Here is a 16,800-nt window from a genome sequence, read left to right on the forward strand (position 1 = left end):
TGGCTGCGAGTGCGTATGCCAGTCACTGACTTGAGTAAGCTCCTGGCGAGCCGCCTCTTGCCGCCGGGATGCGGCTCCAACTATTTAGGGTAGAAATAATCATTCGACGCGAAACGCCTCTTCGATCATCCGTTGCCGCTGTGCCGGCGCATAGTCGATCCAGGAATTCTTGCTGTTGGATTTCTCCAGCGCCACCGCCAGTTCCTGGCCGGAAATCGGCAAATCGTCCTGCCAGAACGGCGCGATGGCGTGGCGGGTGATGAAATCGGTCAGGTAGCTCTCCGGGCTGCCCTGCCAGTGCGGATACAGGCGCGCGGCCAGCTCGGCCATTAGCGCGCGTTGCTGCGGCTGTTCGCTGCTTTCCAGCAGGGCAAGGAACGGCAGCAGCAGGCGGCCGCAGACCTGGCCGTGGTGGTAGTCGCGCAGCGCGCCGATCTCGCCGGCGATGCCGTGGATCACCCCCAGCCCGGCGGCGCTCAGCGTCAGCCCCCCGAGGTAGGAAGCCTGCATAATCGCTTCGCGCGCCGCATCGCTGCGGTTGAGCGCCGGCCAGGCCGCAAGGAAGTGGCGGATGCCGCTCAGCGACATGTCGCGCGTCATGGCGCCGGCGGTTTTCGACAGATAGGCCTCGAACAGGTGGGTGAAGGCGTCGATGGCGCAGTAGGCCAGCACCTTGTCCGGCGCGCCCGCCAGCAGCTGCGGATCGAGAATGGCGGTGTGCGGCACGAAGTTATTGTGGCGCAGCGAGGCCTTCACTTTGCTGACCTGAGTGTCGGTGATCACCGCGTTCTGCGTCACCTCGCTGCCGGTGCCGGCGGTGGTGGGAATGGCGATCAGCGGTAGGGTGGCGCCGCTGATTTTGCTGTCGCCCACCTTTTCCATATAGCGCAGCGTCGGCAGCGGATGCTCCACCAGCGCGGAGAACGCCTTGGCGGCGTCCAGCACGCTGCCGCCGCCGATGGCCACCACGCGCCGTGCCTGGCCACGCCAGCGCGCCACCCAGGCGTCAATTTCCTGCGGTGACGCCTCGTGGCTGACGATCTCGGTGCCGATGAACAGTGGCGCCAGCGATTCGCGCAGGCCGGCGTACACCGGGCCGTTGAGAAAAGATCGGCAGCTGAACAGCAGCGTCGGCTGCGGATCGGCAAGCAGCAGCGGCGGCAGTTGCCGGATGCTGCCGTGGCCGAACCAGGTCTGGCGGTTGGCGATGATGTGGCTGACGGACATGAGGTCTCCTTGACGGCGTTGCAGGGCGCGATGCCACAGCATAAGCCAGCGGGCGCGGAGCGGCCACCGCTTTCCCCGCTGCGTCAACTTGTGAGTTGTTTAACATGTAAACGATCGCGTTCTTGCATTTCGGCGCGCCTGATGCTTTTTTTAACAGTACTGGTCGCCATGCGGCTAACCCCATCCGAAATCGGTAGATTGTTAATGTATTAATAATGGCGAGGCGGGTATGGATATTCAGGTTGAACGCTTGTCTGCGGTGATCGATGCGGTGGCCAGCCCGCGCTTTTATCCCAGCCTGTTGAACTGGCTGGAAGGGTTTTTCGCCTTCGACAACGCCATCGTTTATGCCTTCGAACGCGGCCGGCCGCCGCGCTGCCTAATCAAAACCGAGCGGGAAAACAGCGATGCGGTCAACCAGATCTACCAACAGGGCGCCTATCTGCAGGATCCGTTTTACCGTGCGCTGAACGACGGCGGCGCAGGCGAGGTGCTCACGCTGCGCCAGCTGGCGCCCTGCGGGTTTTATCACAGCGACTATTACCGCAATTTTTATCGCAAGACCGGCTGGCACGACGAGGCCGGCGTGCTGCTGCAGCTGACGCCGGAGCGCGGGCTGGGGGTGTTCTTCGGCTCGGCGCGCCGCACGGTGGCGGTGCGCTACCCGCAGCGGGCGGATCTGCGCAGCGCGCTGACGCTGGTGAAAAGCGTGGCGCGGCTGCACGGCGAAGTGGTGGCGGCGCCGGCCGAGGCCGACACGGGGAACGACGATGGCGCTCAGGCGCGCTATCTGCTGACGCCGCGCGAGCGCGAGATTGTCGATCTGATCCTCGCCGGCTGCGGTTCGCAGCAGATTGCCGACCGGCTGTTCATCAGCCTCGGCACGGTAAAAAATCACCGCAAGAACATCTACGGCAAGCTGAACATCGGCTCGCAGGCCGAACTGTTCAGCCTGCTGCTGGCCGCCCCGCAGCGGCGCAGCGCGTGAATGTATCGATCTATCCCCTATAGCTTTCAAGCTACAGCTAGGCGGCCAGGACGAGAATCCCCAGGAGCTTACTTAGGTAAGTGACTGGGGTGAACGTCAGCAGCCAACAACGCTGTAGTTTGAAAGATGAAGGGGACGAATGTCCCTAAGGGGACATAGCGGACGATCCCACGGCTCCCGATAATCCGATGTCATGGCATAGGCAATCGGGAGTGCGACAGTGAACAACGAAATCGAGTCCTTAACCTACTACGCGGCGACCAAAAAATACGATCTGCGCTTCCCGACGCTGGAAGAGGATCTGGACGTCGACGTGGTGATCATCGGCGGCGGCTTCTCCGGCATCAACACCGCGCTGGAGCTGGCGGAGAAGGGCATCACCAACATCGCCATTCTCGAAGGCCGCTATCTGGGCTACGGCGGCACCGGGCGCAACGGTGGCCAGGTGATGGCCGGCATCGGCCACGATCTGGAGAAGATCAAGCGCCACGTTGGCCCGGCCGGGCTGGAAACCATCTTCAAAATCAGCAACCTCGGCGCCGGCATTATCCGCGAGCGCATCAAGAAATATGATATCGACGCCGACTTCTGCTTCGGCTACGGCTATCTCGGCAGCAACGCGCGCCAGGAGAAGACCCTGCGGGGCTGGCTGAAGGAGTTCAAGGCGGTAGCGCCGCAGGAGGAGATTGAGCTCTACACCGGGGCGGAGGTGAAGCAGGTGGTGGGCTCCGACGCCTACACCTGCGCGCTGAAACACATGGGCGGCGGCCACGTGCATTCGCTCAACCTGCTGCTGGGCGAGGCCAAGGCGCTGAGCGGCTACGGGGTGAAAATCTTCGAGAACAGCAGCGTGCTCAACGTGGAGTACGGGCCGCGCATCACGGTGCGCACCGCCATGGGCTCGGTGCGCGCCAACAAGATGCTGTGGGCCTGCAACGGCTTCCTCAACGGCATGGAGCCGCAGATTTATCGCAAGACCATCAATACCTACGCCTTCCAGCTGGCCACCGAGCCGCTGTCTGACGATCTGATCCGCCAGATCAGCCCGATCCGCGGCGCCTACAGCGATATCCGCCCGGTGATCGACTATTACCGGGTGACCAACGAAAACCGGCTGCTGTTCGGCAGCGCCACCCGCCTGATCGAATACTTCCCGTCGGATCTCAAGGCCTGGAACCGCAACCTGATGCTGAAAGTGTTCCCGTACCTGAAAGACGTGAAGATCGATCTGGCCTGGGGCGGCCCGCTGTGCTGCAGCGCCAACCTGTTCCCGCAGATCGGCACGCTGCCGGATCGCGACAACGTGTTTTACGTGCAGGGCTACTCCGGCTTTGGCGTGACGCCGAGCCACATCGTGTGCAAGGTGCTGGCGGAGGGCATGAGCGAAGGATCCGATCGCTACGATCTGATGAGCTCGATCCCGCACGTCAACATCTTCGGCAAGGACAAGCTGCGGCGGGTGATGACCACCGCCGGTAAGGTTTGGCACCAGACATCCGGCTACTGGAAAGGCCGCCGTTAACCCTCAGAGGAGAATGACATGAAACCGTTACTGCTTAAACAACCGCTGCCGGAACTGCTGGAGATCGGCAGCGTCAGCAACCTGGGCGCCACGGTGATCGCCGGCACGCCGACCGTCGGCGTGGCCAGCATCTTCGGCGAGCCGACCGACAACCTGAACTGCGGCGTGTTCAGCTGCACCCGCGGCAGCTTCGTGATGGAGTATCCGTTCGCCGAGCACGCCACGGTGTGGGAAGGCAGCGCGACCCTGACCAACGAACGCACCGGCGAATCGGTGCAGTATCAGGCCGGCGATTCCTGGTTCGTCGAGAAAGGCACCCCGGTGCGCTGGGACATCACCTCGGATCGTTTCGTCAAACACTACCTCGCCATCGTCGAAGGCTGACGCCGTCATGCCCCCCTCGGCTCGCTGAGGGGGAACGCCTTAGCCTAACGCCCGCGCAATAAAATCGGTCACCCGCTTGAGGATCCGATCCTTATTGGTTTCGTTAAAGCTCTCGTGCCGCCCGCCCGCATTGATCATCCGTTCGAAATCGTCGCCGCGCAGACGATCGAGCGCGGTTTGCGTTTCGCTCATCAGCACCAGCCGATCGTCGTCGCCGTGGATCCACAGCGTGGGCAGCGCGCCGAAGCCCGGCCCGGCGTTGATGGCGGCGAGGATCCGCTGCATGGCGCGCAGGGTGGGGCGCTTGAACGGCCCGTGCCACACCAGCGGATCTTCCTGATACGCCGCGCCAACCGCCGGATCGCGCGCCAGGGTAGCGGTATCCAGCGGCGCGTCGGGGATCGTCGGCAGTTCGGCCAGATCGGAGATCGCCGTTCTGTCGCCAAGCAGCGGGCCGGACAGCACCAGCGCGCGCACCTCCTCGCCATAGCGCTGCACGTAGCGAGTGGCGATCATGCCGCCCATCGAGTGGCCGATCACCACCAGCGGCAAGGTGGGGTATTGCTGCCGGAAATGGCTGACTACGCGCTGCACGTCGTCGACCACGGCGTCATAATCCTCGATCAGCACGCGCTCGCCCTGCGACAGGCCGTGGCCGAGATGGTCGGGGCCAAACACCCGCGCGCCCTGCGCCTGCAGCGTGCGCGCCACGTATTGGTAACGGCCGAGATGCTCGCCGTAGCCGTGTATCAGCAGCGCCAGATAGCGCGGCTGGTCATTTCCCCAATCATGCACGGCGATGTCGCCGTGACGGCCTTTGATAAAGCTGACGGTTTGTTCGGGCATCTTATTGTTCTCATGGTGGTAGGGTTGCCCTTCAGCGTAGCGGCTGGCGACGAAGTTGTCAGGGGCGCCGGGTGCGGCGCCCGCAGAGAGGGGATTACAGGCCGAACTGGCGCGCCAGTTCGTCGAGCGCTTCGCGCTGGAAGCGGTTGAAGGCGTCGCGCGGCTGCTGTTGCTGGATGAACGCCAGCAGCGGATCCTGCACTTCAGTGCGCACGCCGCTCAGCTGTTCCATCACCGCCAGCCCGCAGAACGGCACGTAGGATTCGGCGTAGCCGCCTTCGTGCACCATCACCAGCTTGCCGCCGCACAGCCGGTCGGCGGCGTCCTGCACCAGCGCGGTCATGGCGCGGAAGCTGTCGCTGTGCAGCTGCATGCGTGCCAGCGGATCGAGGGCGTTGGCGTCGTAACCGCAGGCGACGATGATCAGCTCCGGCTCGAATTTTTCCAGCGCCGGGATGATGATGCGCCGCATGGCGTGCAGGTAGCCGTCGTCGCCGGCGCCGGCCAGCATCGGCACGTTAACGTTGCAGCCCGTCCCGGCGCCTTCGCCGCGATCCTGCTCGCCGGAATAGCCCGCCGGGAAGCAGCCGTCCTGATGCAGCGACAGCGTCAGCACGTCGCCGCGCTGCCAATAGATGTGCTGGGTGCCGTTGCCGTGGTGCACGTCCCAGTCGAGTACCGCCACCTTGCCGAGGCCGTAGCGGGCCTTGGCGCGCTCGATGGCGATGGGAATATTGGCCAGGAAGCAGAAGCCCATCGATTGATCCGGCAGGCAGTGGTGGCCCGGCGGGCGCGACAGCGCATAGGCGTTATCCAGCTCGCCCTGCAGCACCGCCTCCACCGCCGCGCAGGCCAGCCCGGCGGAGAGTTTGGCGATCTCATAGCTGCCCGGCCCCAGCGGCGCTTCCTCCCCCAGCAGGCCGCCGCCGCTGTCGCTCACCTGTTTGAAACGCTGCAGGTAGTGGGCGGGGTGAATGCGCAGCAGGTCTTCTTCCGTCGCCGGTTCGGCGCTCAGCAGGGTGAGCTGGCGCGACAGACCGGACACGTCCATCAGGTTCTTCATGCGCCGTTTGGTTTCCGGCGACTCGGCGTGGCCGGCGCCCGAGGGCGGTTGTACCCAGCCGCCGACCGGCAGGGTGGTGGCGTGCAGGCCGGTGCTGTGCCAGAAACAGCGTTCATCAAACAAGAAACCGGTTGTTCTTTTCACCTTTCTCCTCCTGTTATACGGCGCGGTGCGCGCGGTGAAGCCAGCGAAATCAATAGCAGCGACAGCAGCGCGCAGCCCAGCGCGCCGAACAGCAAGGCGTTGAAACCGCCGGAAGATTCGATCAGAGAGCCGGCCAGCGTCGGGCCGATGGCCATGCCGCCGCCGATCACCAGGTTGATGCCGTTCATCAGCTTGCCGTCGTTATCCAACCCGGCGACCCGCGCCAGAATGAACGGCAGCACGAAGGTCCAGGTGAATTTGAACAGCAGGGCCGCCAGGGCGAAGCGCAGCAGCAGGGGCTGGCCCGTCAGCAGCGCCACGCTGGCCAGCAGCAGGGTGTACCCCAGCACGATCGGGCGTCCGCCGCCGAAGCGCGCGCCGATCAGCGCCGCGGCCCCCGCGCCGACGATGCCGAGCAAGGTGGCGACGGCCAGCACCTGGCCGCTGTGGGCCGGCGACAGCCCGGCGCCGGCGGCGATGCCGCCGATAAAGGTCCAGACCGCGCTCAGGCTGATGTAAAAGGTCAGCACCGCCAGCACGGCGCACAGCTTGCGCGCTAGCGAGGCGGCGGGGGCGCTGCGGGCGGCGCGGGCAGCGGTGAAACCGTTGGGGAACGCCGGGATGAGCGGCAGGCAGCACAGCATGATGGCCGCCAGAATCAGGTAGACCGCCATCAGGCCGAAGTGCGCGAACAGCGGCGGCAGCACCAGCAGCCCGACCGCGCCCAGCACCAGCTGGCCGAGCACCCAGAAGGCATAGACCCGGCTGGGATTGGCGGTGCCGGCAGCGCAGGTGATGCACAGGATCATCAGGGTGCCGCCCGCCAGTGAGGCGATAAAGCGCAGCGGCAGCAGCAGGGTAAAATCCTGTGCCAGCGCCGAAGCCAGGTTGCCGGCGATAAACACCAGCGCCGACAGCGTAGCGACCCGCCGCCAGTTGATGCGCCCGATCCACCACCACGCCGGCAGCGTGGCCAGGCTCATGGCGCCGAGTTCGGTGGAGAACAGGTGGCCGATCTGCGCCGGGCCGAGCTGCCACTGCGCGGCGAGCTGGGCGGCCACGGCGGGGGCGGTCATCAGAATGCCCGGCGCGATGGCGGCGAAGACGATAATGGCGGTCAACAGCCGCGGCGGGCAGGGGAGCGCCGTGCCGACGGCGGGCGCGGAAACCGAATCACTGGACATAAACCTTATTCCCCCAAGCGTTAAGTGACGATGAAATATCCCGCCCGGCCCGATTGCGGGCAGGGGGAAGCCGCGCCATAAATGGCGAATACTTTCTGGCGTTATTTCCCGGCCGCCGGCAGCGGCGGCCATTATCGGGCGTTAACCGTGGGCGAGAAAGCCGCCGGCGACCAGTTCGGTGCGGTTCACCACGTCGGTTTTGGCGAAAATATTGCGCATATGGGTTTTCACCGTCGACAGCGAAATGCCCAGCTTCAGGGCGATGCGCTTATTGCTGGCGCCTTCGCGCACCAGGTTGACGATCTCTTGCTCTTTGGCGGTCAGCATCTGCGCCTCGCCGTCGGGCAGCAGATCGCGCGTCGCCAGCTCGATCAGCGGCAGCACCGCGCGCAGGCGGCCGCGCTCCACTTCGGTAAACGGCGTATCGCGGATCAGCGATACCCCGGCGACGATGCGCTTGCGCTGGCGGATGAAGATCTCCGTCATGTCGCGCATGTCGTTCGGCAGCATAAAGTCGTGGTAATAGCGGCGGTTGCCGGCGATCGCCGCCGGGCTCATGCCGACCATGGTGATGTCCTGGCGATGGAAATTGGCCGGCTGCAGCGGGTCTATCTGTTGGAAGTGGTTCAGATACTGCTGATGCGTTTTATCGGGCATGCCATACAGGATGTAATGATCCGGCCGCAGGTCGCGATCGACCAGATAAAACACCCCGGCGGACACCGGGATCAGGTGCGTAATGGTCGCCAAACAACTGTTGATAAAGGCATCGGATGCTGTGCTGTGCATGATTCGTGTTCCTCCCTTTATCGTTCAATCTGGAGAAGGTTGGCGGTCAATATATGAACGATACAAGCATAGTTGTAGCAATTTGGCAACACAATAAAAACATATTAACAACGTGAGGCCGATTGCAATAAAACACATAAATAACAAGATGACACTGCGTTAATCAGGGCTTTTCAGTTCGGATTTATAGCGGTTTTCATTAATAGGTTAATGAAATAATTCATCGCTTTTCCCGCTGAATTTACAGCGCTTTTCAATGTTTGCCTGGACGAAACCCTCGCCGCCCTGCGCGTGCTACAGCCGATGCCGTCGCCGTCGTCCCTCGTTCTTAAGAACGATAGCCAGGCTTTTCCGCCGCTTTCTACACTGCGAATTGAAGATAGCGCCAGGCGGCGCCAAACGTATAAGACGAAAAAATGATGACCTTTCTCGGGCTGAGACGTCGGGTTGTTCAGTCCGCATGACCATACGGGGAACGAACGATGCAGAAAAAAACGTTGGCGGTGGCGTTGAGCGGCGCCTTATCTGGCCTGGCGCAGGGGGCGGACGCCGATCGCCCCAATGTGCTGATCATTCTGGTGGACGACATGGGCTACTCCGACATCAGCCCGTTCGGCGGCGAGATACCGACGCCCAACCTGCAGGCGTTGGCCGAACGGGGCGTGCGCATGAGCCAGTACTACACCTCGCCGATGTCGGCGCCGGCGCGGTCGATGCTGATGACCGGCAACACCAATCAGCAGGCCGGCATGGGCGGCATGTGGTGGTATGAGAGCACCGCCGCGCAGCCGGGCTATGAAATGCGCCTGACCGACCGCGTGACCACGCTGCCGGAGCGTTTTCGCGACGCGGGTTACGCCACCATGATGGCGGGCAAATGGCACCTGGGCTATGTCGACGGCGCCAAACCGACCGATCGCGGCTTCGAGCGCGCCTTCGCCTTTATGGGCGGCGGCACCAGCCATTTTGACGATGCGAAACCGCTGGGCACCGTGGAGGCGTTCCACACCTTCTACACCCTGAACGGCAAACGCGTGTCGTTGCCCAAAGATTTCTATTCCAGCAAGGCCTATGCCGATCAGCTGGAACAGTGGATCCGTGATACGCCGCAAAATAAGCCCGTCTTCGCCTATCTGGCCTTCACCGCGCCGCACGATCCATTGCAGGCGCCGGATGACTGGATCGCCAAATTCGACGGCAAATACGACGCCGGTTACCAGCAGGCCTATCAGCAGCGCATTCAGCGCCTGAAAGCGCTGGGGCTGATTTCCGAGCGTACGCCGATGCCGACGCTGGCGCTGGATAAGGCCTGGAACGCGCTGACGCCCGAGCAGCAAAAATATGAAGCCAAGACCATGCAGGTGTACGCGGCGATGATCGCTTACATGGACGATCAGGTCGGCGCGGTGCTGAACACCCTGAAGCAAACCGGCCGCGACCAAAATACGGTGATCGTGTTCGCCACCGACAACGGCGCCAACCCGGCCAGCGGCTTCCACTATGGCTCGAAGCCGGAGTATTGGCGGCAGTTCGACAACAGCTACGCCAACCTCGGCCGCAAGGGCTCGTTCATTTCCTACGGGCCGCACTGGGCCAACGTCAGCAACGCGCCGTACGCCAACTACCATAAAACCACCAGCGCGCAGGGCGGCATCAATACCGATTTCATCATCTCCGCGCCGCGGCTGAAGGGGCGCGGCGGCATCGACCGCACGCCGATGGCGGTGTATGACATCGCCCCGACGCTGTATGACTATGCCGGCATCGATGCCAATAAACCGCTGAAGGCCAAACCGACGCTGCCGATGGTCGGCGTCAGCTTCAAGCGCTATTTCAGCGGCGAGGCCGACGGCGTGCCGCGCGCGACCTACGGCGTGGAGCTGCATAACCAGGCCGCCTATGTGGACGGCGTCTGGAAGCTGCGGCGGTTGGTGAAGGCCGGGCCGACGGCGCAGATGGCGCCGTGGGGGCTGTTCAACCTGCATGACGATCCGCTGGAAACGCGCGATCTGGCCGCCACCAACCCGGAGCGAGTCAAACGGCTGAGCGAGGCGTATCGCCGCTTTGCGCAGCAGGGCATGGTCATTGAAGCCAAAGGCGCAGCGATCGACTACCTCGGCGTCGACGCCGGCACCGGCGACTACATCGGCCTGGATCCGTTGACCCACAAACCGTTGCCGCAGGCGGCGCCATGAACCTGGCCCAGCTGCGCGCGCAGCAGATCCCGGTAGAGAGCGAACCGCGCGCGGCGGCGCCTTTTCATCTGTTGGTGAAGCCGATCGGCGCCGGCTGCAACCTGGGCTGCCGCTACTGCTACTATCCGCAGCGCCAGCAGGAGCGGACGCGCAAGATGGACGACGACCTGCTGGCGGAATTTATCCGCGGCTACATCGCCGCCCAGCCGCGTTACAGCCGCGAGATCAACTTCGTCTGGCAGGGTGGTGAGCCGCTGCTGGCGGGGATCGGTTTTTACAAGCGGGCGCTGGCGTTGCAACGCCGCTACGCGCCGCCGGGCGTGCGGATCAGCAACAGCCTGCAGACCAACGGCACCCTGCTGAACGACGCCTGGTGCCGGCTGTTCCGGCAGCATCACTTTATCCTCGGCGTCAGCCTGGACGGCGATCGCGAGGTGCAGGACGCCCACCGGCCGGACAAGCGCGGCGGTGCCAGCTATGACGCCGCGCTGCGCGGCATTGCGCTGTTGCAGCGCCATCAGATCGATTTCAACCTGCTGATGGTGGTGCACGACGGCGTCGCGGATCGCGCCGAGGCGATCTACGATCATGCGGTGGCGATCGGGGCGCGCTATCTGCAGTTCCAGCCGCTGATGCTGGAAGGGGATGCGCCCACCGCCGGCTATGGGCTGAGCGCCGCCAACTGGGGGCGTTTCATGCTGGCGGTATACCGCCGCTGGCGCAGCCGCGGGCACGTCGGCCAGGTCTTCGTGATGAACATCGAACAGGTCTACGCGCAGTATTTCACCCACGTCAGCCCCAGCTGCGTACACGCCGAACGCTGCGGCGGCAATCTGGTGATGGAGCCGGACGGGCGGCTTTACGCCTGCGATCATCTGATCAACGCGCAGCACCTGCTCGGCCATGCCGATCGCCACACGCCGCTCGCCACCTTGGCGGCAAGGGCGGCGGAGATGCCGTTCGGTAAAAACAAGAGCCTGCGCCGCGAGTGCCAACGCTGCAGCGTGAAAAGCGTCTGCCAGGGCGGCTGCCCGGCGCATGTGGGCGAAGATCGCTACAACCGGCTGTGCGCCGGCTATTACGCCTTCTTTTCCGCGCTGCTGGCGCCGCTGCGCGCCTACCCACGCAGCCCGCAGGGGGCGATGCAGTGGCGCGCCGCCGTGAGCGCGGCCGCAGGTTGAAACCGTCTCGTCCTTAAGGACGATAGTCAGCATTTTCCTTTCCTCTCTATAGTGAGATTACCGCCGCTGGCGGTGAAAAACCTGCAAGCACCTGCATGCATCAGGCCAAAACTATAAGAGGAAATAACCATGAACCTGTCGTCGCGGTTGCACGCCCACCTGGCTCGAGGCAAGGTCGGCTTTCCCACCACCCTGGCCAGTTCGGTCGGGGTGATCATGGCCAGCCCGGTGATCCTGACGGTCACCAGCGGCTTCGGCATCGGCGGCGACACCTTCGCGCTGGCGATGCTGATCGCCTTCATCATGATGCAGGCGCAGCTCACCACCTTCTCCGAAGCGGCGGCGCTGCTGCCGACCTCCGGTTCGGTTTACGACTACATCTCCTGCGGCATGGGGCGCTTTTTCGCCATCACCGGCGCGCTGTCGGCCTACCTGATCGTGCACATCTTCGCCGGCACCGCCGAGACCATTCTCTCCGGCATCATGGCACTGGTGAACTTCGAGCACCTCAACACCCTGATGGAAAGCAACAACGCCTCCTGGATGGTCGGCGTCGGGCTGGTCATCGTGTTCGGCCTGCTCAACGCGTTCGGCATCGAGGCCTTCGGCAAGGCGGAGATCGTGCTGACCTTCGCCATGTGGAGCACGCTGGTGATTTTCGGCATCGTCGGGCTGCTGTCGCCGCATGCGGTGCCGCTCGAGGGCTGGTTCGGCAGCACGCTGAGCCTGAACGATCCCTTCGCGGTATTCAGCCTGATCGGCATGGCGATGTTCATGTTCGTCGGCTGTGAGCTGGTGACGCCGATGGCGCCGGAGATCAAACGCTGCGATCGGGTGATCCCGCGCGCGATGGCGCTGGGGCTGTGCGGCGTGGCGGTGTGCATGGCGTTGTATGGCGCGGCACTCAGCCACCAGGTGGAAAACGTGGTGATCGACGCCGCCAGCGGCGCGCGCCTGCTGGAAACGCCGATGGCCATCCCGGCGTTCGCCGGCCAGGTAATGGGCCAGTTCGGCAAATACTGGCTCGGCGTCGGCCTGCTGCTGGCGGGCGCCGCGACCATCAACACGCTGATGGCGGCGGTGCCGCGCATTCTGTACGGCATGGCGCTGGACGGCGCGCTGCCGCGCATGTTCGCCTATCTGCACCCGCGCTTTAAAACGCCGGTGGTCGGCATTCTGGTGGCGGTATTGATCCCCTGCGTACATGCCTTCGCCATTCAGGGCAATCTCGACAGGATCATTCCGCTGGTGCTGGCGGCGGTGTGCGCCTGGGGCGTGGCCTACCTGCTGGTGACTTGCTCGGTGGTGATCCTGCGCGTACGCCGCCCCGATCTGCCGCGCGCCTATAAATCGCCGTGGTTCCCGCTGCCGCAGATCGTTTCCAGCGTCGGCATCGTGTTGGCCATCGTTTACATCACGCCGCCGGGAATGAACCCGAGCGACATCTACATTCCCTTCGGTTGGATGATCGGCCTGACCGCCGCCTATGCACTGTTCTGGACGCTGTGCGTGCAGAAAGTGAACCCGTTCAAGCCGGTGCCGGTCGAGCAGGTGCTGGAGAACGCATTTGCCAAGGGTGAAAACGAGGAGGCGCAGTTTGATCGGCTTACTTCCCTCACTTAATCGCGCCTGGCGGCGAGCGCCGTCGGGCTATCGGCCGGGCGCCGCGCTGGATCGTCTGGCGCGCAACCTGGAGCCCTACGCGTGCGAACGCCTGGCGCCGGGCCTGCTGCGGCTGACGCTGCCGCAGGGGCCGCAGATCGAGATCGGCGAACAGGTGCAGGGGCTGTTTATGGCGCATATCGTCAGCCACCGCTTTCGGTTGCAGGGCGCGTGCGCAGCGCAGCCCCCGCTGACGCTGGACGTGGTGACCGGCGGCTGGCTGCGGCGGCGCGGGGTGCGTTATCTGCTGCGCCAGCGCCACGCGGCCGCGCAGCGGGTGCTGGACGGCCTGCAGCGCTACCCGCAGATCGGCGAGACGCTGGCGCAGCTGGATTTTCGCCGCGTGCGGCTGACGGTGAAAGACGGGCGCTGGCAGGTGGATATCGAGCATTTCGCCGCATCGGAGGTGGTCAGCCATTTACCGGCCGGCCGCCGCTATTTGCGGCTGGATGCCGAACAGCGGCGGCTGCTGTTGAGCAGCCTGCTGATGATCGGCCAACTGATGGAGAAGCTGAATCATGAATAGAGTGGTTGTGATTACCGGTGGCGGCACCGGCGTGGGTGCCGCCTGCGCCCGTCTGCTGGCGGCGCAGGGCGATCGGGTGTTCATCATCGGCCGCCGCCCGGAACCGCTGGCGGCGCTGGCGCAAGAGATCGGCGCGCAGGCGCTGGTGGGCGATGCGGCCAGCGGCGAGAGCTGGAACCACGCGCTGCTGCCGGCCATTCTGCGCGAAGCCGGGCGCATCGACTGCCTGATCGGCAGCGCCGGCGGCATGGGCTTCAAGCGTATCACCGAGATGACCGACGCGCAGTGGCAAGGGGCGATGGACAGCAACCTCAACAGCGCTTTCGCCAGCGCGCGCGCCTGTCTGCCTGAGCTGATTAAAAGCGGCGGCAACCTGCTGTTTGTCGCGTCGATCGCCTCGCTGGCCGCCGGGCCGGAGGTCTGCGGCTACGTCACCGCCAAGCACGCGCTGATCGGGCTGATGCGCTCCATCGCCCGCGACTATGGCCCGCTGGGCGTGCGCGCCAACGCGGTGTGCCCGGGCTGGGTGACCACGCCGATGGCGGACGAAGAGATGCAACTGCTGATGGACGCCCATCAGATATCGCTGGAGCAGGCTTACCAGATGGTCTGCCGCGACGTGCCGCTGCGCCGCCCGGCCAGCGCCGAGGAGATCGCCCGCGTCTGCCGTTTCCTGTGTTCCAGCGAAGCTTCAATCATTACCGGCGCGGCGCTGGTGGCCGACGGCGGCTCCACCATCGTTGACGTGCCGACCCTGGCTTTCACTTCCCTGTAAGGAGCATTTCCATGAGTTCAGAAGCGGTATTCATTCAGGTTGGCGCGTTGGCGGAAGGCTTTGCGCCGCACAGCAATACGCTGGAACGGCAGCACGGGCTGGCGGGCAGCACGCTGACGCTGCGCTTTAGCGACGGCGCGACGCAGCGCTGCCGGTTTACCGACGAGCAGACGCTGGAGTGGGGCGAACGGCGCGGCGTCGCCTATCGCGCCACCAGCATTCGCCCCGGCGTGCTGTTCATCGATTTTCTCGATCCCGCCCGCGCCAACGCCAGCATTACGCTGGTATGCGACCGCAATCAGGGCAACTTCACTGCGGTATACGGCCAGCTGCCGGACGAAGCGCAGGCGCGGCTCGATGCTTTCAGCCGGGTGGAGCAGGGGCTGCCGCTGACCGCGGTCGAGGCCGAATTCCGCTTCGGCACGCTGGATGACGCCGACGTGGCGCCGCCGGGCTTTACCGATGAGCTGATCGGCATGCGCAATATGTACACCTACAGCCCGACCGAGCGGTACGAGCACATCTACCTGAACGACAACTTCTACGCCTGGCAGTGTCTGGACGGGGTGGAGAAAGGGCTGGCGGACGTCGATCGCTGCCACTACGTGAAGGTGGCAGAGCAGCTTTATCTGTTCGTCTGGCGCGAGAAGATCATCCCGACGCTGGGCGTGGTGATGATCGATCTGCAGGGCATGCGCACCGACGGCAAGATCCTCGGTTATCAGGGCAGCGATTTCAGCGCGCTGAGCAACTTTGCGGTCGGTGCCCATGCGCAGGTGCTGAACACCACGCGCCACCCGCGAGGATAGGGCGATGAGCGCAACCTATGCGGCCGACGCCTTCGCGGGGCAGGCGGTGCTGGTGACCGGCGGCGCGCAGGGCATTGGGCTGGCGATCGTCAGCGCCTTTGCCCGCCTGGGCGCCGAGGTGACGATCGCGGACGTGCAGCTGCCGCAGGCGCAGGCGGCGGCGCAGGTGCTGCGGGATGAAGGGCTGAGCGTGCAGGCGCTGGCCTGCGATCTGGCCGAACCGGGGCAGATCGCCGAGCTGGTGGCGGCGGTGGGCGAGCGGCATCAACGGCTGGACGTGGTGATCCACAACGCCGCTTACTTTCCGCTGACGCCGTTCGCCGCCATCGACGCGGCCCTGCTGCAACGCACGCTGAGCGTCAATCTGATGGCGCCGTTCTTTCTGGCGCAGGCGGCGCTGCCGTGGATGCGCCGCCGGGGCAGCGGCTGCCTTCTGGTGACTTCGTCGGTGACCGGCCCGCGGGTGGCCTACCCGGGGCTGGCGCACTACGCTGCCTCCAAGGCCGGGGTGAACGGGTTTATTCGCGCGGCGGCGCTGGAGCTGGCGGCGGAGAAAATTCGCGTCAACGGCGTGGAGCCGGGGATGATCCGCACGCCGGCGATGGCCAACCTGGGTGACGCGCAGGTGAATCAGGCGATCGCCGCCTCGGTGCCGCTCGGGCGGCTGGGGGAACCGGAAGACATCGCCGCGGCGATGGTGTTTCTCGCTTCGCCGGCGGCGGCCTACATCACCGGGCAGACGCTGGTGGTGGACGGCGGCGCGCTGTTGCCGGAAACGAATTCTCTGCTTACTTGACGCTGCAGCGTTGTTGGCTGCAGGCGCGCACCCCAGTCACTGACTTGAGTAAGCTCCTGGGGACTTACGCCTTGGCCGCCTGGCTGCAACGCCAATTAATTTGAGAATTCCGGTTGGTTAAATCACTTCTTAGTGGGATGCGCGGTAACGTTGGCGGGCAGGCTGTCGCCCAGGGTGATCAGCTCGTCCAGCAGCGCCATCAGCTGGTCCATTTTCTGCCGCGAAAAGGCGGCTTCAATCTCGGCGTACCCCTGTTCCACCTGGTGGCGCGCCACTTCATACAGATCCTGGCCCTGCTGGGTCAGCGACACGTACAGCTTGCGCTGATCGTTGACCGGCTTGAGGCGGAAGATCAGCTTGTCACGCTCCATGCGCGACAGAATGCCGGTCAGGCTGGGGCGCAGGATACAGGTTTCCGCCGCCAGCTCGTGGAATTCGATCGAGCGGCTGTTGGCCAGCACGCGGATGATGCGCCACTGCTGTTCGGTCAAATTGTGGCTTTTCAGGATCGGGCGGAAGAACCCCATGGCGGTTTCACGCGCCTGCAGCAGGGCGATGGTTAACGATTCATGCATAAGTTTGGCCTTAGCTATCAAGGTGTTCGTTGTTACGGCGCTCGTTATGGGGGCGCCCGCCCCGCAAAGCCCGATTTTGTTAATAACTTAATAGTAGCCAAAGTTACCCGTAGGGATAAAGCAAAAATGCGTGC

Annotated in this window: 16 protein-coding genes; 10 read left to right on the top strand and 6 right to left on the bottom strand. The window is 64.3% G+C overall.

The window, feature by feature from the left end; all coding sequences use genetic code 11:
- Positions 1–99: 99 nt before the first annotated feature.
- A complete protein-coding gene (locus tag ACK3CV_RS03335) occupies positions 100–1,227 on the bottom strand; it encodes an iron-containing alcohol dehydrogenase (protein WP_060452799.1) in 1,128 nt (375 codons plus the stop codon).
- Positions 1,228–1,456: 229 nt separating this feature from the next.
- Here ACK3CV_RS03335 and ACK3CV_RS03340 point away from each other — a divergent pair, with 229 nt between their 5' ends.
- The 3 genes from ACK3CV_RS03340 (at position 1,457) to ACK3CV_RS03350 (ending at position 4,121) form a co-directional block, all read left to right on the top strand.
- Positions 1,457–2,215, top strand: a complete 759-nt coding sequence (locus ACK3CV_RS03340; protein WP_033636958.1) for a helix-turn-helix transcriptional regulator — start codon at positions 1,457–1,459, stop codon at positions 2,213–2,215.
- 220 nt (positions 2,216–2,435) lie between these two features.
- Complete coding sequence (locus tag ACK3CV_RS03345) at positions 2,436–3,737, top strand: NAD(P)/FAD-dependent oxidoreductase (protein WP_033636959.1); 1,302 nt, start codon at positions 2,436–2,438, stop codon at positions 3,735–3,737.
- 18 nt (positions 3,738–3,755) lie between these two features.
- Complete coding sequence (locus ACK3CV_RS03350; RefSeq protein WP_019454941.1) at positions 3,756–4,121, top strand: cupin domain-containing protein; 366 nt, start codon at positions 3,756–3,758, stop codon at positions 4,119–4,121.
- Between the two features lie 39 nt (positions 4,122–4,160).
- Here ACK3CV_RS03350 and ACK3CV_RS03355 read toward each other — a convergent pair whose 3' ends face one another.
- The 4 genes from ACK3CV_RS03355 to ACK3CV_RS03370 form a co-directional block, all read right to left on the bottom strand.
- Positions 4,161–4,967 carry an alpha/beta hydrolase gene (locus ACK3CV_RS03355; RefSeq protein ID WP_041037782.1) on the bottom strand — a complete coding sequence of 269 codons (807 nt, stop codon included), beginning with the start codon at positions 4,965–4,967 and terminating at the stop codon, positions 4,161–4,163.
- 94 nt (positions 4,968–5,061) lie between these two features.
- Entirely contained in the window at positions 5,062–6,174 is a 1,113-nt protein-coding gene (locus ACK3CV_RS03360; RefSeq protein WP_164038472.1) for a class II histone deacetylase, read from the bottom strand.
- On the bottom strand, positions 6,171–7,358 hold the full coding sequence (locus ACK3CV_RS03365) for an MFS transporter (protein WP_164038469.1): 1,188 nt from the start codon (positions 7,356–7,358) through the stop codon (positions 6,171–6,173). Before ACK3CV_RS03365 ends, ACK3CV_RS03360 begins: the two co-directional genes overlap by 4 nt.
- A gap of 141 nt (positions 7,359–7,499) precedes the next feature.
- The gene (locus tag ACK3CV_RS03370; protein WP_033636963.1) at positions 7,500–8,147 is read right to left on the bottom strand and encodes a helix-turn-helix transcriptional regulator; all 648 of its coding nucleotides are present in this window, start codon (positions 8,145–8,147) and stop codon (positions 7,500–7,502) included.
- A gap of 482 nt (positions 8,148–8,629) precedes the next feature.
- Between ACK3CV_RS03370 and ACK3CV_RS03375 the strand changes: the two genes are divergently transcribed.
- The 7 genes from ACK3CV_RS03375 (at position 8,630) to ACK3CV_RS03405 (ending at position 16,091) form a co-directional block, all read left to right on the top strand.
- The gene (locus ACK3CV_RS03375) at positions 8,630–10,342 is read left to right on the top strand and encodes an arylsulfatase (RefSeq protein ID WP_164038467.1); all 1,713 of its coding nucleotides are present in this window, start codon (positions 8,630–8,632) and stop codon (positions 10,340–10,342) included.
- Entirely contained in the window at positions 10,339–11,523 is a 1,185-nt protein-coding gene (locus ACK3CV_RS03380; protein ID WP_049194547.1) for an anaerobic sulfatase maturase, read from the top strand. Before ACK3CV_RS03375 ends, ACK3CV_RS03380 begins: the two co-directional genes overlap by 4 nt.
- Before the next feature lie 129 nt (positions 11,524–11,652).
- Complete coding sequence (locus ACK3CV_RS03385) at positions 11,653–13,146, top strand: APC family permease (RefSeq protein ID WP_164038464.1); 1,494 nt, start codon at positions 11,653–11,655, stop codon at positions 13,144–13,146.
- Positions 13,121–13,711: a DUF3156 family protein gene (locus ACK3CV_RS03390; RefSeq protein WP_164038461.1), complete on the top strand. Its 591-nt coding sequence runs from the start codon at positions 13,121–13,123 to the stop codon at positions 13,709–13,711. The genes ACK3CV_RS03385 and ACK3CV_RS03390 overlap by 26 nt, the downstream gene beginning before the upstream one ends.
- Positions 13,704–14,486: an SDR family NAD(P)-dependent oxidoreductase gene (locus tag ACK3CV_RS03395; RefSeq protein WP_033648535.1), complete on the top strand. Its 783-nt coding sequence runs from the start codon at positions 13,704–13,706 to the stop codon at positions 14,484–14,486. Before ACK3CV_RS03390 ends, ACK3CV_RS03395 begins: the two co-directional genes overlap by 8 nt.
- An 11-nt stretch (positions 14,487–14,497) precedes the next feature.
- Positions 14,498–15,295: a molybdenum cofactor biosynthesis F family protein gene (locus tag ACK3CV_RS03400; RefSeq protein ID WP_033636970.1), complete on the top strand. Its 798-nt coding sequence runs from the start codon at positions 14,498–14,500 to the stop codon at positions 15,293–15,295.
- Positions 15,296–15,299: 4 nt separating this feature from the next.
- Entirely contained in the window at positions 15,300–16,091 is a 792-nt protein-coding gene (locus tag ACK3CV_RS03405) for an SDR family oxidoreductase (protein ID WP_060428695.1), read from the top strand.
- A 122-nt stretch (positions 16,092–16,213) separates the two neighbouring features.
- On the opposite strand, the gene hpaR is transcribed toward ACK3CV_RS03405, so the two are convergent.
- Positions 16,214–16,666, bottom strand: coding sequence for a homoprotocatechuate degradation operon regulator HpaR (hpaR, locus tag ACK3CV_RS03410; protein ID WP_047569450.1), 453 nt, complete (start codon positions 16,664–16,666; stop codon positions 16,214–16,216).
- Between the last annotated feature and the right edge of the window lie 134 nt (positions 16,667–16,800).

It is taken from the genome of Serratia sp. TSO36 (assembly GCF_057808395.1).